Raw genomic sequence first — 24,202 nt, forward strand, 5'->3', positions numbered from 1 at the left:
TAATTAATCACTAAATTTTATCTATTGAATTTAAAGTTTTGATAACTATAATCTATTAAATTTCAATCTCTAGGCTCTTTTTTAAGAGAAAATATTTAACTTAATTAACGAGACAGTCATGGCGGGCTCAAAGTGTTGTTAAAATGCTTTATTTTGCGCTTTCGCGAAAGCGTGTATATAAAATGTGGAAAAACTAAGAAAGTCTGATCATATTTGAGAAAGCCAACCCAATAGAATAACGTACTTTTATTTTTCTTAAAATAAATGATTTGGCTAAGAAAAAAGTGACCCCCTTAATGCAGCAGTATAATGGTATTAAAACAAAATACCCAGATGCGCTGTTGCTTTTTAGAGTAGGAGATTTTTATGAAACCTTTGGAGAAGATGCTGTGAAAGCAGCGGGAATTCTCAATATTACATTAACAAGTCGTAATAATGGTGGAGATCGCACGGAACTTGCTGGCTTCCCACATCATTCATTAAATACTTACTTACCCAAGCTTGTAAAAGCAGGTTGTAGGGTGGCTATTTGTGACCAACTAGAAGATCCAAAGCAAACTAAAAAAATTGTAAAGCGTGGGGTAACAGAGCTTGTGACGCCAGGGGTTGCAATGAACGATGATATACTTTCTGCAAAAACAAATAACTTTCTTGGGGCTGTTTTTTTTAATAGAGAAAAGGTAGGAGTTGCTTTCTTAGACGTGTCTACTGGTGAGTATCTTACAGCCCAAGGAGATGTAGCTTATGTAGATAAACTATTACAAAATTTTGCACCTAGCGAACTGTTAGTATGTAAAAAGCAAAAAAAGACTTTTTTAGAAGCTTTTGGCTCAGATTATCATACTTTTTACCAAGAGGATTGGGTGTTTCATATAGACTATGCTACAGAATCTTTGCATAAACACTTTGATGTAAATTCTTTAAAAGGATTTGGGGTAGAGCACTTATCTGAAGGAGTGGTGGCTGCTGGCGCAGCGCTTCATTATTTAGGAGAAACACAGCATCACAAGCTACAGCATATCACAAGAATAAGCCGTATTGCCGCAGATGATTATGTGTGGATGGACCGTTTTACCATAAGAAATCTCGAGCTTTATAACTCAGCTTCTGGAGTAAAAGCGATTACTTTAATAGATATAATAGATAAAACTACCTCTGCAATGGGAGGTCGCTTACTCAAACGATGGCTCGCTTTACCACTCAAACGTCTTGATGAGATTGAAAGGCGTCATGAGGTAGTATCTTTTCTCTCAGATAATGGGGAGATATTTGATAAAATGCAGTCTAATATTAAGAAAATAGGAGACTTAGAACGTCTCATAAGTAAGGTTGCTACAGGTAAAATAAGTCCGCGAGAGGTTATACAGCTTAAGAATTCGCTAGAAGCAATTGTTCCTATAAAAGGACTTGCTCTTAGTACTGATAATGAGTCACTCAACATCATAGGAGAGCAACTTCAAGACTGCGTTGTGCTACGTGATAAAATAAAGGAAACACTTAAAGAAGAGGCTCCAGTTTCTATAATAAAAGGAGGAGCAATCGCAGCTGGTTTTCATGAAGAACTAGATGAGTTAAGAGCGTTATCTCAAGGAGGTAAAGATTATCTAGAGCAAATGCTAGAACGTGAGACTAAGCGCACGGGAATCACCTCCCTTAAGATAGCATCAAATAATGTTTTTGGGTATTATATAGAGGTGCGTAACACACACCGTGACAAAGTACCAGAAGAGTGGATAAGAAAGCAAACGCTAGTTAATGCAGAGCGTTACATCACCGAGGAGCTTAAGGAGTACGAAGGTAAAATTTTAGGAGCCGAAGAGCGTATTCAGGCCATAGAACAGGAGCTATTTGTAGCACTGGTAAACTGGATGGGTAGTTTTATTCCTCAAGTGCAGGCAAATGCTTCCCAGATAGCACAACTAGATTGTTTGTTAGGTTTTACACAGCTCGCTAGAGAAAACAATTATGTGAGACCTACGCTAGACGAGTCACAAGCAATAGATATAAAAGAAGGGCGACATCCAGTAATAGAAAAGCAACTCCCACTAGGTGAGGCTTATGTGACAAATGATGTGTATTTAGATAGTGATGATCAACAAATGATTATGATTACAGGGCCTAACATGTCTGGTAAGAGTGCCATCTTAAGACAGACAGCTTTAATAGTCTTGCTCGCCCAGATGGGGAGTTTTGTACCAGCGCAAGCTGCACATATAGGTGTTGTAGATAAAATATTTACAAGAGTAGGGGCAAGTGATAATATCTCTATGGGTGAGAGTACTTTTATGGTAGAGATGAATGAGACTGCAAGTATTCTTAATAACCTAAGTGACCGCAGTCTGGTCCTACTAGACGAAATAGGACGTGGCACAAGCACTTATGATGGGATATCCATTGCTTGGGCCATAAGTGAGTTTTTACATGAACATCCAGGAAGACCTAAAACGCTCTTTGCTACACATTATCATGAGCTTAATGAGATGTGTGAGACATTTGAACGCATAAAGAACTATAATGTCTCTGTAAAAGAGCTTAAGGATAATGTATTGTTCTTACGTAAACTAGTTCCAGGAGGTAGTGCTCATAGTTTTGGAATACATGTCGCAAAGATGGCGGGAATGCCTCAACAGGTACTACGTAGAGCGACAAAAATGATGGAGAAGCTAGAAAAATCTCATGGAAGTGAGGAGCTTACAGGTAAACTTAAAGAAGCTGGCGAAGAAGAAATGCAGCTTAGTTTCTTTAATCTAGATGATCCGTTACTAGAAGATATTAAAGAGGAGATTTTACATATAGATATTGATACCCTTACTCCAGTAGAGGCGCTCATGAAGCTCAATGAGATAAAACGAATGCTCGTTAAAAAGAAAGGTGGCGCTATTTCTTAGAAGAATAATTAAACACTATAAAATACAAAAGGCTTCCTATATGGAAGCCTTTTGTACTCGAGACGGGTCCCGATAGCTATCGGGATGAACCCGTTACTTGTATTTTTGAATTAGTTTTTGTGCTATTTCTTCGTGTTTTTTGATATTTACAAAGTATGTCGTGCTTTTCATACTCTTGATGTGTTTTTCGATACTCCGTGCTTGTTGATATTCTAAATTGGTTATTTCAAAAAATATTTCCCAATCTTGAGTTCTGGCAGTAAATCCTTTGTATTTGTTAGATATGTGTTCTTGTATTCTTTGTGCTAGGTCTAAGCAACTACCTATGTAGTATTGATTAATCTTTTTAGAATAAAGTATGTAGACGGTTGCCATGGTTGAAATATATGAAAATAAAAAAGGCCTCCTAATGGAAGCCTTTTGTACTCGAGACGGGTCCCGATAGCTATCGGGATGAACCCGTTACTTATATTTTTGAACTAGTTTTTGTGCTATTTCTTTATGTTTTTTGATATTCACTAAGTATGTTGTGCTTTTCATACTCTTGATGTGTTTTTCGATGCTCCGAGCTTGTTGATATTCTAAATTGGTTATTTCAAAAAATATCTCCCAATCTAGAGCTCTAGTAGTAAACCCTTTGTATCTGTTTGTTGCGTGTTCTTTTATTCTTTGGTCTAAGTCTAAACAAGGATCATTCTCAAAAGTTGTGTGTGAATTGGATAATTTTTAGATTTTTGTAATAAAGCCTAGCCTTGGACAACTATCTAGAATTACTAAAACTCATTCTCCCAGAATTTCTCATTAACCACTTCGATCTGGTCAGAAACACCAAGAATGGTGAAGTAATGCATCTTTATTTTGAGGAGCGTAACGAGACTCCAAAAGAAGAATATATCCGCATACTTATTGCACACGGTTTTCACAAAGAGGTCACGATTCAAGATTTTCCTCTACGTGGCAATACTGTTTATCTCCACGTAAAGCGACGCAGGTGGATTGACAAGCAAACCAAAGAGATAGTTCAAAGAGACTGGAACCTAGTAGCACAGGGAACACGGATGACCGCCGAGTTTGCTGATTTTTTAAAAGAAATTAGTCAATACTAGAGCCTCGGACTGTCATACTATCGGGCGTTTTTATGGCGTTAATGGAAAGAAGCTACAGCGCCAGTACAAAGATTATCTAAGTGACTTTAAAAACTGGGATCAAAAGAAGCACGCAAAACAGTACCTGATTTTTCCAGAGAATATAGGACCTTACTTATCTATAGACGAGACCGCATTATCCAAAGGAGAACTCTATACGATTATTACCAATAAAAAAGCCAAAGGAAAGAAAGGCAGTATTGTTGCCATCTTCAAGGGAACAAAAGCAGAACCAATCATAGCACAACTGCTGAAAATATCTGCTAAGAAAAGAGCCAAGGTAATAGAGATAACCCTTGATATGGCTAACACTATGAAAACTATTTGTAAAAAATGTTTCCCGAAAGCTATACAGGTTACAGACCGATTCCATGTACAAAAACTAGCACTAGAGGCGCTACAAGACATTCGTGTCAAACATAGATGGGAAGCAATAGACCTAGAGAATGAAAACATAAAACTAGCACGAGTCAACAACACACCCCATCAACCTGAAATCTTTGAAAATGGTGATACCAGAAAGCAGCTTTTAGCAAGAAGTAGATATCTACTTTATAAAGCACCCAGCAAATGGACAAAAAATCAACACCACAGAAGTAAAGTTCTCTTCAAGGAATATCCAGATATAAAAACTGCATTTAATCTAGTACAAGGTCTAATAAATATCTTTAATACAGGAAGATCAATAGAAACAGCATATACCAAATTAGCACACTGGTACAGTGACGTCGAAAAAACAGGTTACAAAGCATTTAATTCAATCGTAAACACGATAAGCCTTAACTATAGATCAATATTAAACTACTTTATAAATAGAAGCACAAACGCGTCAGCAGAATCATTCAATGCGAAAATCAAGGCGTTTAGAGCTCAATTTAGAGGTGTGAAAAATGTAGAATTCTTTCTTTATAGATTAACAACAATATTTGCATAAACACAACAATTGGTCTTGATCCCTAAACAACTACCTATGTAGTATCTATTAATCTTTTTAGAATAGAGTATGTAGACGGTTGCCATGGTTGAAATATATGAAAATTAAAAAGGCTTCCTAGTGGAAGCCTTTTGTACTCGAGACGGGACTTGAACCCGTACGTCCTAATGGACATTGGATTTTAAGTCCAACGTGTCTACCAATTCCACCACTCGAGCATTTTCACTTACGTGAAAAATTGGTATTTATTTTTATACGCTTTCGCGAAAGCGTTATAATTTCAAACTAGAGCGAAAGACGAGATTTGAACTCGCGACCCCCACCTTGGCAAGGTGATGCTCTACCCCTGAGCTACTTTCGCATTGCATTCTATAAGAACGACGCTATTTCTCGTAGCGGATGCAAATTTAATCTTTTTCTTCTTTTGGCAAAGGGTTTTTGTGATTTTTTTCAAACTATTTTAGTTGTGATCACACAGTCTTTTTGAACGCATAATAAGGTTACGAAAAAGCCAAGTGAATATATTATAAGCCTATTATTCAATGATATTTATGTAGGAAATTACTATTTAATAAACATAGGCTGATGCTGTATTTGTGTAAATATCTGATTTTAAGTGCGTTGTTTATTAGTTGAAGTTACCATTCGTCGACAGAAAAGTGTATTTGGTCGAATTATACATGTAGAATATCTATTAATGGTTAAATTTAATCGATTAAGTGTTTATTTTTAACAGTATACTGGTATAAAATTCTAATTTTGTTTGTGCAAATGTAAACGTGTTATTTTTGACTTTAATTTCACATTGAGATAACGCAGAAAAGAAAATGATATCTGATGTTTGTTAAGGCCTCAGGTTGTATTAAAAGTTGAATTAAGTTATAATTTATATATATGGGAAAAATTACTATTCCTTCCGGACAGATTGAAAAGTTGCAATTGTCAATTATCTCAAAAAAGATAATTGTCCTAATTGTGGTATTTGGTTGTTTTACATCTTCCTTGTATGGTCAATGTGTGGGTACTGCTACAGATTGTGATGGTGATCTGGTGTCTAATACTCTGGATGAAGATGATGATAATGATGGGATTTTGGATACTTTAGAGTGTCCATTTGTCGTTCCTACTGGTGGTGCAGTGCAGTCTGATGCAGTTTATTATACTAATGATGATGGTGTTCAGTTCTTTGCTATTGCAGGAAACACAAATGGATTAGGTTACTCCGAATCTGGATGGGATGTTTCTGTAACTAATACAGGTGCAACAATACAATCCGATTTAAATTTTTCTAATACAACGTTCTCAATTGGCTCTGTCTCTGGTTCAAATGATGCAGTAGATCCGGTTGCAAATAATTATAATGTTGCTTCTACAACAAATGCTTCTTTTATTTCTGGAGCAAGTGGGTCTGGATTGTCAATTGAGCCTGGAAGAGCTAATTTAGAAGGAGATAGTGACCTAGAGTTTTCAACTTTTATAAACTTTACCACGCCTGTTTATGCTTTTGGGTTTGATTTAATTGATTTTATGGATCATGGTGCAGGTAATTATATTGATACTTGGCAGATTTATGTTGGTGGTGTTCTTTCTTACCAAATAGGTCCTGCTATTTCTGTTACTGCTGGTAATACCGGAACTTTTTCAGTTTTTGACGGTCAAGGAAATTCATTAGGTACTATTTTAGCAGGAGAAAATGTCGAATCCTTTTTTGGGTTTATTAGTATTACGCCTGTTTCTCAAGTAGAAATAAAAAGAAATTCAGTTTATAGTGGTGCTGGTGCTCCTGGGGAAGATTTTCATGGTATTGATAGTTTTAGATTTACTACAGATGTTCCTTTTGATACAGATAATGATGGTATTGCAAATTGTTTTGATTTAGATAGTGATGGTGATGGTTGTAGTGATGTTTTAGAGTCTGGTGGATTAGATCCTGATGGAGATGGAGTACTTGGTGTACTGCCAACAACTGTTGATGGTGCTGGCCGTGTCACAGGTTCTGGGTCGGTAGCTGGAGGTTATAATGGGCTTAGTGGAAATGAGTTGAATGCGGTGCAAGTTAATGTTGCTGCTGGCAACCCTATGGATCAAAGTGTGTTTGAAGGTGATCCTGTGAGCTTTACAGTGTCAGCTAGCGCAGATGAAGCCACGTTTTATACCGGTGGTTCACCTACTTATAGTGTTCCTGGTAATGCAGATGGAGGTTTAAGCTATCAATGGTATATAGGTGATCCAGATGTTTCAGGAGTGCCTATTGCTCCTGGAGATACTAATTATAGTGGTGCAGACACAAATACGTTAACAGTTAATGACTCTTCTGGATTAAACAATACTGAATTTTTTGTTATTGTTAGTCATGATGAAAATGTGTGTGTGTCCGAAAATAGATCGGCAGTGTTAACATTTCTTCCAGATCCGTGTGATGCACTAGCATCCGGAAATCCAGATAATGATGCTGATGGTATAAGTGATGTTTGTGATCTTGATGATGATAATGATGGTATTTTAGATACAGTAGAAGAACGATGTGATCAACCTAATCTTGCAAACTCAAATGAAGGTACAGGTAACTTCCAAGATCAATTGTATATTTTTGATTGGTCTAGTATTGGAGGAACTTTAAATAATGGAGATACACAAACCTTTACGGTTAATGATTTAGAAATAACGGCTACTTTTTCTAATGTTGTTGTAAACGGAACTGGAACTCAATCAATAGATACAAATGATTTAAATACTTTTGAATCTCCAACATTTGGTCAGTCTTTAATAAATTTATTATACAATACTCCAGGAAGTGCAGAAGCACTTTATGGAAATGTAGATACACAAGATTTTTCTTTTACAGTGGAATTCACTGCATTAAAAAACGGGATCCCTTATCCTTTAGATATTATTGCCATTGATGCAGAAGCTACTACTCCTATCAACCAAGGTAATGGTCCAGAAACAATTTCTTTCCAAACTAATGGAGGTGATTGGACATTTTTAGAATCAATCCTTACAGGAGTATCACCAGGACAGTTTAATGTAAATAACCAAACTTTAGATGTTTTAGGAACTTATGATTTAGAAGGAAATGGTAATAGTTTGTATTTTTCAAAAAACACAACATCAATTGATGTGTCAGTTGAAAGTCCAGGTACAGCACAACAAGCTGTTGCTTTTGCTATTTACTTACGATGTGACTCAGATAATGATGGTATTATAAACTCCTTTGATTTAGATTCAGATAACGACTTATGTAATGACGTTTTAGAGTCTAGTGGATTAGATCCTAATGGTGATGGACGTTTAGGAGCGTTGCCTACTACTGTTAATAGTGATGGGCTTGTTACAGGAAGTTCTCCTGCAACGGGAGGCTATGATGGTGCAAGCGGAAATGAAATTGTAGCAACACAAGTTAATGTTACAGCAATGGAACCTGCCGACCAAACGGCTACAACAGGTGAGTCTGCTACGTTTACAATTACGGCAACAGCAGATAATTCGACTGGATTTACAGCAGGTGTTCCAGATTACGGAACTCCTGGAAATGCAAATGCCGGAATAAACTATATGTGGTACATAGGTGATCCAGATACATCAGGAACTCTTATTACTGCAGCCGATACTAATTATAGTGGGGAAAATACGGATTCATTAATAGTAAATGATGTAACAGGTTTAGGTGGTACAGAATATTTTGTTGTCATTACACACGATGATAATGTGTGTTTTACAGAAACACGTTCAGCCACGCTTACTATTGCGCAGGCTGATGTGAGTATTGATAAAGTATTGGTTGATAGTAGTCCTTACGTAGTGGGGGGTACAGTGACTTATACATTAACAGTAAGTAATGCAGGTCCAGATGAAGCAACTAATGTTGTAGTTACAGATATTCCTGAAAATTTGACAATTACAAATGTTTCGGATGGTTGTACTGCATTGCCTTGTACTATAGCAAGTATTGCTGCTGGAGTTGCCAATAATGTGACAATAACAGTTGAAGCAACAATTGATAGTGAGGGAGTCTTCTCAAATGGTGCTACTGTACAAGCAGATCAAGATGATCCGAATACTGCCAATAATCAAGATTTATCAACAGATGCAAATAATCAAGGAGCAGTTCCTAGTGTTCCACCAGTGGTACAAAATGATGTAAGTGCTCCGAGTACTCCAGGAGCTACAGTAAGTTTAGATCCAACCGCCGATAATGGTTTTGGAATAGATGATGATGCTGACGGTACATTAGATGTTACGAGCGTGAGCTTAGTAGTTCCAGCTGGATCTACGATGGTACAAACGGATGCAGATGGCGATATTATTGGGTACACAGTTCCTGGTGAAGGAGTTTGGGAAGTTAATCCTGTAAACGGTGAGATTAGTTTTGCACCAGTAGCTGGTTTTAATGATGATCCAACATCTCCTGCCACTTATACAATAGATGATAATGCGGGTAATACTTCTAATCAGGCTACAGTAACAATTGATTATGTTTCTGTTGCAACGGTAGATGAGATTACTGGCGTTATGCCTGGCATGGATGCTGTAATTGATGTATTAGCAAATGATGTTGATGGTGACCTTGTTGATCCTACTACAGTAATGATAATAGACCCAGCAAATCCGGGAGTTCCCGTGACAAGTTTGGTAGAGCCTGGTGTAGGAGTATGGACTGTCGATCCTTCAAGCGGAGTGATTACGTTCGCACCTTGTACTGCAGCCGGAGTTCCAGATGCTAGTTGTACAGGATTATTTGAAGGTAGTCCGATGGATATTATGTACGTAGTAGCAGATGATGAAGGGAATGTTTCTGATCCTGCTACAGTAAGTGCAGCTTATGCTGTTCCACCAGTAGCACAAAATGATGTAAGTACTCCGAGTACACCTGGAGCTACGGTAAGCGTAGATCCAACCGCTGATAATGGTTTTGGTGTAGATGCCGATCCTGATGGAACTTTGGATGTAACGACTGTGAGTTTAGTAGTTCCAGCTGGAGCAACGATGGTACAGACGGATGCAGACGGTGATATTATAGGATACACAGTACCTGGTGAAGGCGCTTGGGAAGTTAATCCTGTAACTGGTGAGATTAGTTTTGCACCAGAAGCTGGTTTTAACGATGATCCAACAAATCCTGCTAGTTATACGATAGATGATAATGATGGTAACCCATCGAATGTAGCTACTGTAACAATTGATTATGTTCCTGTTGCAACGGTAGATGAGATTACTGGCGTTATGCCTGGCATGGATGCTGTAATTGATGTATTAGCAAATGATGTCGATGGTGACCTTGTTGATCCTACTACAGTAATGATAATAGATCCTGCAAATCCGGGAGTTCCTGTGACAAGTTTGGTAGAGCCTGGAGTAGGAGTATGGACTGTCGATCCTTCAAGCGGAGCGATTACGTTCGCACCTTGTACTGCAGCCGGAGTTCCAGATGCTAGTTGTACAGGATTATTTGAAGGTAGTCCGATGGATATTATGTACGTAGTAGCAGATGATGAAGGGAATGTTTCTGATCCTGCTTCAGTAAGTGCAGCTTATGCTGTTCCACCAGTAGCACAAAATGATGTAAGTACTCCGAGTACACCTGGGGCTACGGTAAGTGTAGATCCAACCGCTGATAATGGTTTTGGTGTAGATGCCGATCCTGATGGTACTTTGGATGTAACGACTGTGAGTTTAGTAGTTCCAGCTGGAGCAACGATGGTACAGACGGATGCAGACGGTGATATTATAGGATACACAGTACCTGGTGAAGGCGCTTGGGAAGTTAATCCTGTAACTGGTGAGATTAGTTTTGCACCAGAAGCTGGTTTTAACGATGATCCAACAAATCCTGCTAGTTATACGATAGATGATAATGATGGTAACCCATCGAATGTAGCTACTGTAACAATTGATTATGTTCCTGTTGCAACGGTAGATGAGATTACTGGCGTTATGCCTGGCATGGATGCTGTAATTGATGTATTAGCAAATGATGTTGATGGGGATCTTGTTGATCCTACTACAGTAATGATAATAGACCCAGCAAATCCGGGAGTTCCCGTGACAAGTTTGGTAGAGCCTGGAGTAGGAGTATGGACTGTCGATCCTTCAAGCGGAGCGATTACGTTCGCGCCTTGTACTGCAGCCGGAGTTCCAGATGCTAGTTGTACAGGATTATTTGAAGGTAGTCCGATGGATATTATGTACGTAGTAGCAGATGATGAAGGGAATGTTTCTGATCCTGCTACAGTAAGTGCAGCTTATGCTGTTCCACCAGTAGCACAAAATGATGTAAGTGCTCCGAGTACACCTGGGGCTACGGTAAGCGTAGATCCAACAGCTGATAATGGTTTTGGAGTTGATGCCGATCCTGATGGTACTTTAGATGTAACGACTGTGAGTTTAGTAGTTCCAGCTGGAGCAACGATGGTACAGACGGATGCAGACGGTGATATTATAGGATACACAGTACCTGGTGAAGGCGCTTGGGAAGTTAATCCTGTAACTGGTGAGATTAGTTTTGCACCAGAAGCTGGTTTTAGCGATGATCCAACAAATCCTGCTAGATATACGATAGATGATAATGATGGTAACCCATCGAATGTAGCTACAGTAACAATTGATTATGTTCCTGTTGCAACGGTAGATGAGATTACTGGCGTTATGCCAGGCATGGATGCTGTAATTGATGTATTAGCAAATGATGTTGATGGGGATCTTGTAGATCCTACTACAGTGATGATAATAGACCCAGCAAATCCGGGAGTTCCTGTGACAAGTTTGGTAGAGCCTGGAGTAGGAGTATGGACTGTTAATCCTTCAAGCGGAGTGATTACGTTCGCACCTTGTACTGCAGCCGGAGTTCCAGATGCTAGTTGTACAGGATTATTTGAAGGTAGTCCGATGGATATTATGTACGTAGTAGCAGATGATGAAGGGAATGTTTCTGATCCTGCTACAGTAAGTGCAGCTTATGCTGTTCCACCAGTAGCTCAAAACGATGAGAGTTTAGCAAATACACCTGGTGCCACGGTAAGTTTAGATCCCACCGCTGATAATGGTTTTGGTGTAGATGCCGATCCTGATGGAACTTTAGATGTAACGACTGTGAGTTTAGTAGTTCCAACTGGAGCTACAATGGTACAGACCGATGCAGACGGTGATATTATTGGATATACAGTTCCTGGGGAAGGAGTTTGGGAAGTTAATCCTATAACTGGTGAGATTAGTTTTGCACCAGAAGCTGGTTTTAACGATGATCCAACAAATCCTGCTAGTTATACGATAGATGATAATGATGGTAACCCATCAAATGTAGCTACTGTAACAATTGATTATGTTCCTGTTGCAACAGTAGATGAGATTACTGGCGTTATGCCAGGCATGGATGCTGTAATTGATGTATTAGCAAATGATGTTGATGGGGATCTTGTAGATCCTACTACAGTGATGATAATAGACCCAACAAATCCGGGAGTTCCTGTGACAAGTTTGGTAGAGCCTGGAGTAGGAGTATGGACTGTTAATCCTTCAAGCGGAGTGATTACGTTCGCACCTTGTACTGCAGCCGGAGTTCCAGATGCTAGTTGTACAGGATTATTTGAAGGTAGTCCGATGGATATTATGTACGTAGTAGCAGATGATGAAGGCAATGTTTCTGATCCTGCTACAGTAAGTGCAGCTTTTGCTGTTCCACCAGTAGCACAAAACGATGAGAGTTTAGCAAATACACCTGGAGCTACGGTAAGCGTAGATCCAACCGCTGATAATGGTTTTGGTGTAGATGCCGATCCTGATGGAACTTTAGATGTAACGACTGTGAGTTTAGTAGTTCCAGCTGGAGCAACAATGGTACAGGTGGATTCAGACGGAGATATTATAGGATACACAGTACCTGGGGAAGGAGTTTGGGAAGTTAATCCTGTAACTGGTGAGATTAGTTTTGCACCAGAAGCTGGTTTTAATGATGATCCAACAGATCCTGCTAGTTATACTATAGATGATAATGATGGTAACCCATCAAATGTAGCTACTGTAACAATTGATTATGTTCCTGTTGCAACAGGAGATGAGATTACTGGCGTTATGCCAGGCATGGATGCTGTAATTGATGTATTAGCAAATGATGTTGATGGGGATTTTGTAGATCCTACTACAGTGATGATAATAGACCCAGCAAATCTGGGAGTTCCTGTGACAAGTTTGGTAGAGCCTGGAGTAGGAGTATGGACTGTTGATCCTTCAAGCGGAGCGATTACGTTCGCACCTTGTACTGCAGCCGGAGTTCCAGATGCTAGTTGTACAGGATTATTTGAAGGTAGTCCGATGGACATTATGTACGTAGTAGCAGATGATGAAGGGAATGTTTCTGATCCTGCAACAGTAAGTGCAGCTTATGCTGTTCCACCAGTAGCTCAAAACGATGAGAGTTTAGCAAATACGCCAGGTGCAACGGTAAGTTTAGATCCAACCGCTGATAATGGTTTTGGTGTAGATGCCGATCCTGATGGAACTTTAGATGTGACGACTGTGAGCTTAGTAGTTCCAACTGGAGCTACAATGGTACAGACGGATGCAGACGGTGATATTATAGGATATACAGTTCCTGGTGAAGGAGTTTGGGAAGTTAATCCTGTAACTGGTGAGATTAGTTTTGCACCATTAGCTGGTTTTAATGATGATCCAACGAATCCTGCTAGTTATACCATAGATGATAATGATGGTAACCCATCAAATGCAGCTACCGTAACGATTGATTATGTTCCTGTTACAACCTTAGATGAGAGTGCAGGTAATGACTCTGGTCTTCCAGTAGTGGTAGATGTACTTGGTAATGATATTGATGGAGATATAGTAGATCCAACCACTGTACAGATTGTAGGTACTTCAAATCCTGGCGATGACTTAGTGGTTGTCGGTGAGGGAACTTGGAGTGTTGATCCAGTAAGTGGAGCTATTAGGTTTACACCTTGTACGGTAGTTTCTTTACCTGATTGTCCTGAGATTTTCACAGCAGACCCTACGGATATTGAGTATGTGGTTGCGGATGACGAAGGTAATGTTTCAGATCCTGCAAGTGTAAGTGTGAGTTTTGTTCCAGAACCACCAGTTGCGATGGATAATGCTAGTAATAATAATATGACTGGTGATCCAGTGATTATTGATGTTGCATTAAATGATATGGATCCTGATGGTACTTTAGATTTGACGACTGTTCAGATCGTTGGTACTGCTAATCCTGGTGATGATTTAGTAGAGCCTGGCGTAGGAGTTTGGAGTGTTGATCCAGTAAGTGGAGCCATTACTTTTACACCTTGTAGCGCAGCAGGAGTTCCTGATGCTAGTTGTGTTGGAGTATCTACCCAAGATCCACAAGACATTACTTATACAATAAATGATAATGATGGTAATGTATCTAATGCAGCTACGGTATCTGTGATGTATGATGCAGAGCCACCAGTAGCACAAAACGATGAGAGTTTAGCAAATACACCTGGTGCAACGGTAAGTTTAGATCCAACCGCTGATAATGGTTTTGGTGTAGATGCAGATCCTGATGGAACTTTAGATGTAACGACTGTGAGCTTAGTAGTTCCAACTGGAGCTACAATGGTACAGACGGATGCAGATGGCGATATTATAGGATATACAGTTCCTGGCGAAGGAGTTTGGGAAGTTAATCCTGTAACTGGTGAGATTAGTTTTGCACCATTAGCTGGTTTTAATGATGATCCAACGAATCCTGCTAGTTATACCATAGATGATAATGATGGTAACCCGTCAAATGCAGCTACCGTAACGATTGATTATGTTCCTGTTGCAACCTTAGATGAGAGTGCAGGTAATGACTCTGGTCTTCCAGTAGTGGTAGATGTACTTGCCAATGACGTTGATGGAGACATAGTAGATCCAACCACGGTACAGATTGTAGGTACTTCAAATCCTGGCGATGACTTAGTGGTTGTCGGTGAGGGAACTTGGAGTGTTGATCCAGTAAGTGGAGCTATTACGTTTACTCCTTGTACGGTAGTTTCTTTACCTGATTGTCCTGAGATTTTCACAGCAAACCCTACGGATATTGAGTATGTGGTTGCGGATGACGAAGGTAATGTTTCAGATCCTGCAAGTGTAAGTGTGAGTTTTGTTCCAGAACCACCAGTTGCGATGGATAATGCTAGTAATAATAATATGACTGGTGATCCAGTGATTATTGATGTTGCATTAAATGATATGGATCCTGATGGTACTTTAGATTTGACGACTGTTCAGATCGTTGGTACTGCTAATCCTGGTGATGATTTAGTAGAGCCTGGCGTAGGAGTTTGGAGTGTTGATCCAGTAAGTGGAGCCATTACTTTTACACCTTGTAGCGCAGCAGGAGTTCCTGATGCTAGTTGTGTTGGAGTATCTACCCAAGATCCACAAGACATTACTTATACAATAAATGATAATGATGGTAATGTATCTAACGCAGCTACGGTATCTGTGATGTATGATGCAGAGCCACCAGTAGCACAAAACGATGAGAGTTTAGCAAATACACCTGGTGCAACGGTAAGTCTAGATCCAACCGCTGATAATGGTTTTGGTGTAGATGCCGATCCTGATGGAACTTTAGATGTAACGACTGTGAGCTTAGTAGTTCCAACTGGAGCTACAATGGTACAGACGGATGCAGATGGCGATATTATAGGATATACAGTTCCTGGCGAAGGAGTTTGGGAAGTTAATCCTGTAACTGGTGAGATTAGTTTTGCACCATTAGCTGGTTTTAATGATGATCCAACGAATCCTGCTAGTTATACCATAGATGATAATGATGGTAACCCATCAAATGCAGCTACCGTAACGATTGATTATGTTCCTGTTACAACCTTAGATGAGAGTGCAGGTAATGACTCTGGTCTTCCAGTAGTGGTAGATGTACTTGGTAATGATATTGATGGAGATATAGTAGATCCAACCACTGTACAGATTGTAGGTACTTCAAATCCTGGCGATGACTTAGTGGTTGTCGGTGAGGGAACTTGGAGTGTTGATCCAGTAAGTGGAGCTATTAGGTTTACACCTTGTACGGTAGTTTCTTTACCTGATTGTCCTGAGATTTTCACAGCAGACCCTACGGATATTGAGTATGTGGTTGCGGATGACGAAGGTAATGTTTCAGATCCTGCAAGTGTAAGTGTGAGTTTTGTTCCAGAACCACCAGTTGCGATGGATAATGCTAGTAATAATAATATGACTGGTGATCCAGTGATTATTGATGTTGCATTAAATGATATGGATCCTGATGGTACTTTAGATTTGATGACTGTTCAGATCGTTGGTACTGCTAATCCTGGTGATGATTTAGTAGAGCCTGGCGTAGGAGTTTGGAGTGTTGATCCAGTAAGTGGAGCCATTACTTTTACACCTTGTAGCGCAGCAGGAGTTCCTGATGCTAGTTGTGTTGGAGTATCTACCCAAGATCCACAAGACATTACTTATACAATAAATGATAATGATGGTAATGTATCTAATGCAGCTACGGTATCTGTGATGTATGATGCAGAGCCACCAGTAGCACAAAACGATGAGAGTTTAGCAAATACACCTGGTGCAACGGTAAGTTTAGATCCAACCGCTGATAATGGTTTTGGTGTAGATGCAGATCCTGATGGAACTTTAGATGTAACGACTGTGAGCTTAGTAGTTCCAACTGGAGCTACAATGGTACAGACGGATGCAGATGGCGATATTATAGGATATACAGTTCCTGGCGAAGGAGTTTGGGAAGTTAATCCTGTAACTGGTGAGATTAGTTTTGCACCATTAGCTGGTTTTAATGATGATCCAACGAATCCTGCTAGTTATACCATAGATGATAATGATGGTAACCCGTCAAATGCAGCTACCGTAACGATTGATTATGTTCCTGTTTCAACCTTAGATGAGAGTGCAGGTAATGACACTGGTCTTCCAGTAGTGATAGATGTACTTGGTAATGATATTGATGGAGACGTAGTAGATCCAACCACGGTACAGATTGTAGGTACTTCAAATCCTGGCGATGACTTAGTGGTTGTCGGTGAGGGAACTTGGAGTGTTGATCCGGTAAGTGGAGCCATTACGTTTACACCTTGTACGGTAGTTTCTTTACCTGATTGTCCTGAGATTTTCACAGCAGACCCTACCGATATTGAGTATGTGGTTGCGGATGACGAAGGTAATGTTTCAGATCCTGCAAGTGTAAGTGTGAGTTTTGTTCCAGAACCACCAGTTGCGATGGATAATGCTAGTAATAATAATATGACTGGAGATCCAGTGATAATTGATGTTGCATTAAATGATATGGATCCTGATGGTACTTTAGATTTGACAAGTGTTCAAATCGTTGGTACTGCTAATCCTGGAGATGATTTAGTAGAGCCTGGCGTAGGAGTTTGGAGTGTTGATCCAGTAAGTGGAGCAATTACTTTTACACCTTGTAGCGCAGCAGGAGTTCCTGATGCTAGTTGTGTTGGAGTATCTACCCAAGATCCACAAGACATTACTTATACAATAAATGATAATGATGGTAATGTATCTAACGCAGCTACGGTATCTGTGATGTATGATGCAGAGCCACCAGTAGCTCAAAATGATGAGAGTTTAGCAAATACACCTGGTGCAACGGTAAGTTTAGATCCAACCGCTGATAATGGTTTTGGTGTAGATGCCGATCCTGATGGAACTTTAGATGTAACGACTGTGAGCTTAGTAGTTCCAACTGGAGCTACAATGGTACAGACGGATGCAGATGGCGATATTATAGGATATACAGTTCCTGGCGAAGGAGTTTGGGAAGTTAATCCTGTAACTGGTGAGATTAGTTTTGCACCATTAACAGACTTTAATGATGATCCAACAAGTCCTGCTAGTTATACCATAGATGATAATGATGGTAACCCATCAAATGCAGCTACCGTAACGATTGATTACGTTCCTGTTGCAACCTTAGATGAGAGTGCAGGTAATGACTCTGGTCTTCCAGTAGTGATAGATGTACTTGCAAATGATGTTGATGGAGACATAGTAGATCCAACCACGGTACAGATTGTAGGTACTTCAAATCCTGGCGATGACTTAGTGGTTGTCGGTGAGGGAACTTGGAGTGTTGATCCAGTAAGTGGAGCCATTACGTTTACTCCTTGTACGGTAGTTTCTTTACCTGATTGTCCTGAGATTTTCACAGCAGACCCTACCGATATTGAGTATGTGGTTGCGGATGACGAAGGTAATGTTTCAGATCCTGCAAGTGTAAGTGTGAGTTTTGTTCCAGAACCACCAGTTGCGATGGATAATGCTAGTAATAATAATATGACTGGTGATCCAGTGATAATTGATGTTGCATTAAATGATATGGATCCTGATGGTACTTTAGATTTGACAAGTGTTCAAATCGTGGGTACTGCTAATCCTGGTGATGATTTAGTAGAGCCTGGCGTAGGAGTTTGGAGTGTTGATCCAGTAAGTGGAGCAATTACTTTTACACCTTGTAGCGCAGCAGGAGTTCCTGATGCTAGTTGTGTTGGAGTATCTACCCAAGATCCACAAGACATTACTTATACAATAAATGATAATGATGGTAATGTATCTAACGCAGCTACGGTATCTGTGATGTATGATGCAGAGCCACCAGTAGCTCAAAATGATGAGAGTTTAGCAAATACACCTGGTGCAACGGTAAGTTTAGATCCAACCGCTGATAATGGTTTTGGTGTAGATGCCGATCCTGATGGTACTTTAGATGTAACGACTGTGAGCTTAGTAGTTCCAGATGGAGCTACGATGGAGGTGCTTGATGCAGATGGTGATATTATAGGGTATACAGTTCCTGGAGAAGGCGCTTGGGAAGTGAGTGAAACAACGGGTCAAATTAGCTTTATACCAGAAGCTGGTTTTAATGATGATCCAACGAATTCTGCTAGTTATACCATAGATGATAATGATGGTAACCCATCAAATGCAGCTACCGTAACGATTGATTATGTTCCTGTTGCAACCTTAGATGAGAGTGCAGGTAATGACTCTGGTCTTCCAGTAGTGGTAGATGTACTAGCCAATGACATTGATGGAGATATAGTAGATCCAACCACGGTACAGATTGTAGGTACTTCAAATCCTGGCGATGACTTAGTGGTTGTCGGTGAGGGAACTTGGAGTGTTGATCCAGTAAGTGGAGCCATTACGTTTACTCCTTGTACGGTAGTTTCTTTACCTGATTGTCCTGAGATTTTCACAGCAGACCCTACCGATATTGAATATGTGGTTGCGGATGACGAAGGTAATGTTTCAGATCCTGCAAGTGTAAGTGTGAGTTTTGTTCCAGAACCACCAGTTGCGATGGATAATGCTAGTAATAATAATATGACTGGTGATCCAGTGATTATTGATGTTGCATTAAATGATATGGATCCTGATGGTACTTTAGATTTGACGACTGTTCAGATCGTTGGTACTGCTAATCCTGGTGATGATTTAGTAGAGCCTGGCGTAGGAGTTTGGAGTGTTGATCCAGTAAGTGGAGCAATTACTTTCACCCCTTGTAGCGCAGCAGGAGTTCCTGATGCTAGTTGTGTTGGAGTATCTACCCAAGATCCACAAGACATTACTTATACAATAAATGATAATGATGGTAATGTATCTAACGAAGCTACGGTATCTGTGATGTATGATGCAGAGCCACCAGTAGCACAAAACGATGAGAGTTTAGCAAATACACCTGGTGCAACGGTAAGTCTAGATCCAACCGCTGATAATGGTTTTGGTGTAGATGCCGATCCTGATGGAACTTTAGATGTAACGACTGTGAGCTTAGTAGTTCCAACTGGAGCTACAATGGTACAGACGGATGCAGATGGCGATATTATAGGATATACAGTTCCTGGCGAAGGAGTTTGGGAAGTTAATCCTGTAACTGGTGAGATTAGTTTTGCACCATTAACAGGCTTTAATGATGATCCAACGAATCCTGCTAGTTATACCATAGATGATAATGATGGTAACCCGTCAAATGCAGCTACCGTAACGATTGATTACGTTCCTGTTGCAACCTTAGATGAGAGTGCAGGTAATGACTCTGGTCTTCCAGTAGTGATAGATGTACTTGCAAATGATGTTGATGGAGACATAGTAGATCCAACTACGGTACAGATTGTAGGTACTTCAAATCCTGGCGATGACTTAGTGGTTGTCGGTGAGGGAACTTGGAGTGTTGATCCGGTAAGTGGAGCTATTAGGTTTACACCTTGTACGGTAGTTTCTTTACCTGATTGTCCTGAGATTTTCACAGCAGACCCTACGGATATTGAGTATGTGGTTGCGGATGACGAAGGTAATGTTTCAGATCCTGCAAGTGTAAGTGTGAGTTTTGTTCCAGAACCACCAGTTGCGATGGATAATGCTAGTAATAATAATATGACTGGTGATCCAGTGATTATTGATGTTGCATTAAATGATATGGATCCTGATGGTACTTTAGATTTGACGACTGTTCAAATCGTAGGTACTGCTAATCCTGGTGATGATTTAGTAGAGCCTGGCGTAGGAGTTTGGAGTGTTGATCCAGTAAGTGGAGCCATTACTTTCACACCTTGTAGCGCAGCAGGAGTTCCTGATGCTAGTTGTGTTGGAGTATCTACCCAAGATCCACAAGACATTACTTATACAATAAATGATAATGATGGTAATGTATCTAATGCAGCTACGGTATCTGTGATGTATGATGCAGAGCCACCAGTAGCACAAAACGATGAGAGTTTAGCAAATACACCTGGTGACACGGTAAGTTTAGATCCAACCGCTGATAATGGTTTTGGTGTAGATGCAGATCCTGATGGAACTTTAGATGTAACGACTGTGAGCTTAGTAGTTCCAGCTGGAGCCCTAGACGTTGCTATTGATGCTAATGGAGACGTAACTGGTTACACAGTACCAGGAGAAGGGTCTTGGCAGGTGAATCCAATTACTGGTACAATAAGCTTTATTCCATTAGCTGGATTTAATGAGGATCCAACTTCGCCTGCTAGTTATACGATAGACGATAATGATGGTAACCCATCAAATATAGCTACCGTAACGGTGGATTACGTTCCTGTTGCAACTGCCGATGTAAGTGCAGATAATACAACTGGTCTTCCAGTAGTGATAGATGTACTTGCAAATGATGTTAATGGGGATGTTGTAGATCCATCGACGGTACAGATTGTTGGTACAACAAATCCTGGTGATGACCTAGTTGAACCTGGAGTAGGAGTTTGGAGTGTAGACCCAGTAACGGGTACAATTACTTTTACACCTTGTACTGCTGCTGGCATTCCAGATGCTACTTGTACAGGATTATCTGTAGAAGATCCAGCACCTATCGCTTATACAGTAATGGATAATGATGGGAATATAAGTGATCCAGCAGAGGTTTCTGTTTCTTTTGACGAATGTAATGGACAAGGACTTGGAGATTGTGATGGTGATGGTGTTTCAAATGATGATGAAGTAAATGGTGGTACTGATCCTAACGATCCTTGTTCTTATAATGCTATAGATCAAGATTTAACTATCGTTACAAATGAATGGAATAGTATTGATTGTGATATGGATGGTCTTACTAACAATGAAGAGACTACAGGAATCGATGATCCTTCAACTCCAAATGATCCAAATGGTAATACAACAGATCCACAAAATCCAGACACGGATGGTGACGGTGTAACAGATGGTGATGAAGCTGGAGATATGACAGATCCTAATGATCCTTGTGCTCTTGAGATAGCTAGTCAGACAGTTACTCCTACAATGGCATGGAATGATCTTGATTGTGATATGGATGGGTTAAATAACGGTGAGGAACTTACTGGAATCGATGATCCAACAACTCCTGGAGATCCAAATGGTAATATTACAGACCCATTAGATATTGATACTGATGGTGATGGTGTAACAGATGGTCAAGAAGCTCTTGATGGTACAGATCCTAATGATAACTGTAGTCTAGTAGTAGCAAATCAGACAGAAACGACTGATGCTGCTTATAACAGTGCAGATTGTGATATGGATGGTCTTACTAACAATGAGGAGACTACGGGAATCGATGATCCTTCAACTCCAAATGATCCAAATGGTAATACAACAGATCCACAAAATCCAGACACGGATGGTGACGGTGTAACAGATGGTGATGAAGCTGGAGATATGACAGATCCTAATGATCCTTGTGCTCTTGAGATAGCTAGTCAGACAGTTACTCCTACAATGGCATGGAATGATCTTGATTGTGATATGGATGGGTTAAATAACGGTGAGGAACTTACTGGAATCGATGATCCAACAACGCCTGGAGATCCAAATGGTAATATTACAGACCCATTAGATATTGATACTGATGGTGATGGTGTAACAGATGGTCAAGAAGCTCTTGATGGTACAGATCCTAATGATAACTGTAGTTTAGTAGTAGCAAATCAGACAGAAACGACTGATGCTGCTTATAACAGTGCAGATTGTGATATGGATGGTCTTACTAACAATGAGGAAACTACAGGAATCGATGATCCTTCAACTCCAAATGATCCAAATGGTAATACAACAGATCCACAAAATCCAGACACGGATGGTGACGGTGTAACAGATGGTGATGAAGCTGGAGATATGACAGACCCTAATGATCCTTGTGCTCTTGAGATAGCTAGTCAGACAGTTACTCCTACAATGGCATGGAATGATCTTGATTGTGATATGGATGGGTTAAATAACGGTGAGGAACTTACTGGAATCGATGATCCAACAACTCCTGGAGATCCAAATGGTAATATTACAGACCCATTAGATATTGATACTGATGGTGATGGTGTGACAGATGGTCAAGAAGCTCTTGATGGTACAGATCCTAATGATAACTGTAGTTTAGTAGTAGCAAATCAGACAGAAACGACTGATGCTGCTTATAACAGTGCAGATTGTGATATGGATGGTCTTACTAACAATGAGGAGACTACAGGAATCGATGATCCTTCAACTCCAAATGATCCAAATGGTAACACAACAGATCCACAAAATCCAGATACGGATGGTGACGGTGTAACAGATGGTGATGAAGCTGGAGATATGACAGATCCTAATGATCCTTGCGATTTACAAGTAAGTAGTCAATCTGTAGATCCTTCTCAGATGTGGAATGATCTTGATTGTGACCTTGATGGATTAACTAATGCAGAAGAAATCACTGGAACAGATGATCCTGATACTCCTGCAGATCCTAATGGTAATACAACAGATCCTACTAACCCTGATACAGATGGTGACGGAGTTTCTGATGGTGATGAAGCAGAAGATAAAACAGACCCTAACAGTCCATGTGATTTCTTAATAGATAGTGTTACACTACCTATGGATACTGATTTTGCTAGCCTTGATTGTGATGGCGATGGTGTAACTAATGCAGACGAAATAGCAGATGGTACAGATCCATTTGATGTTTGTGATTTAGTAGCAGATAGCCAGACTGTAACAACAACAGCAGAGTTTAACAATGCAGATTGTGACAACGATGGGTTAACTAATGAGGAAGAGATTACTGGAATAGATAATCCGCTTACTCCTTCAGATCCTAACGGTAACACTACAGATCCTACTAATCCTGATACAGATGGAGATGGCGTATTAGACGGTAGAGAGGCATTAGACGGTACAGACCCTAATAACTCTTGTAGTTTAGAAGTAGGTAGCCAGACACTTGCTGCTAGTCAAGAATTCCTTGATGGAGATTGTGACGGTGACGGTATTCTAAACGGTGAAGAACTAGGTGACGAGAATGATAATGGTATTCCAGACTTCCTAGAAGTAAATAATGGTAATCCAGATGCAACAGATGGATTAGAAGTATTTGATATTATGACTCCTAATGGAGATGGTCTTAACGATGTCTTTGTAATAAGAGGTATCGAGCAGTATCCTAATAATAAGTTACGTATCTACAACAGATGGGGAGTGCTTGTTTGGGATGCAGACGGATATGGACAAGATAACGTCTTCTTCAGAGGAGAGTCTAATGGACGTGTAGTTGTAGATCAAGACAGGTTATTACCTGTAGGTACTTATTACTACGTACTTGACTATACAAACGATGCTGGTTCACTCAAGCAACTAGCAGGACCATTATATATTAATAGATAATAAAACAATAATATTTGGTACGCTTTCGCGAAAGCAAAAAAAGAAAGTGTACCAAATTTAAATAC

The 24,202-nt window shown here is 39.9% G+C and carries 5 protein-coding genes and 2 tRNA genes; 4 read left to right on the plus strand and 3 right to left on the minus strand.

Annotated elements, in window-relative coordinates:
• Positions 1–296 precede the first annotated feature (296 nt).
• On the plus strand, positions 297–2,888 hold the full coding sequence (gene mutS, locus DCS32_RS07990) for a DNA mismatch repair protein MutS (RefSeq protein ID WP_410492547.1): 2,592 nt from the start codon (positions 297–299) through the stop codon (positions 2,886–2,888).
• Between the two features lie 93 nt (positions 2,889–2,981).
• Here the strand turns inward: mutS and DCS32_RS16355 are convergent, their stop codons facing one another.
• Complete coding sequence (locus DCS32_RS16355) at positions 2,982–3,263, minus strand: GIY-YIG nuclease family protein (protein WP_108877796.1); 282 nt, start codon at positions 3,261–3,263, stop codon at positions 2,982–2,984.
• Positions 3,264–3,733: 470 nt separating this feature from the next.
• Between DCS32_RS16355 and DCS32_RS08000 the strand changes: the two genes are divergently transcribed.
• Together DCS32_RS08000 and DCS32_RS08005 are read left to right on the plus strand one after the other, a co-directional pair.
• Positions 3,734–3,994: a transposase family protein gene (locus DCS32_RS08000; RefSeq protein ID WP_239057517.1), complete on the plus strand. Its 261-nt coding sequence runs from the start codon at positions 3,734–3,736 to the stop codon at positions 3,992–3,994.
• Positions 3,995–4,013: 19 nt separating this feature from the next.
• Positions 4,014–4,967 carry a transposase gene (locus DCS32_RS08005; protein ID WP_108876992.1) on the plus strand — a complete coding sequence of 318 codons (954 nt, stop codon included), beginning with the start codon at positions 4,014–4,016 and terminating at the stop codon, positions 4,965–4,967.
• 134 nt (positions 4,968–5,101) lie between these two features.
• On the opposite strand, the gene DCS32_RS08010 is transcribed toward DCS32_RS08005, so the two are convergent.
• Positions 5,102–5,185 (minus strand) — tRNA-Leu (locus tag DCS32_RS08010).
• Between the two features lie 71 nt (positions 5,186–5,256).
• Positions 5,257–5,328: transfer RNA gene (locus tag DCS32_RS08015), tRNA-Gly, on the minus strand.
• A 533-nt stretch (positions 5,329–5,861) separates the two neighbouring features.
• Here DCS32_RS08015 and DCS32_RS08020 point away from each other — a divergent pair.
• Positions 5,862–24,137 carry a gliding motility-associated C-terminal domain-containing protein gene (locus tag DCS32_RS08020; RefSeq protein WP_108877797.1) on the plus strand — a complete coding sequence of 6,092 codons (18,276 nt, stop codon included), beginning with the start codon at positions 5,862–5,864 and terminating at the stop codon, positions 24,135–24,137.
• Positions 24,138–24,202 lie beyond the last annotated feature (65 nt).

It is taken from the genome of Dokdonia sp. Dokd-P16 (assembly GCF_003095655.1).
Taxonomy (GTDB): Bacteria; Bacteroidota; Bacteroidia; order Flavobacteriales; family Flavobacteriaceae; genus Dokdonia.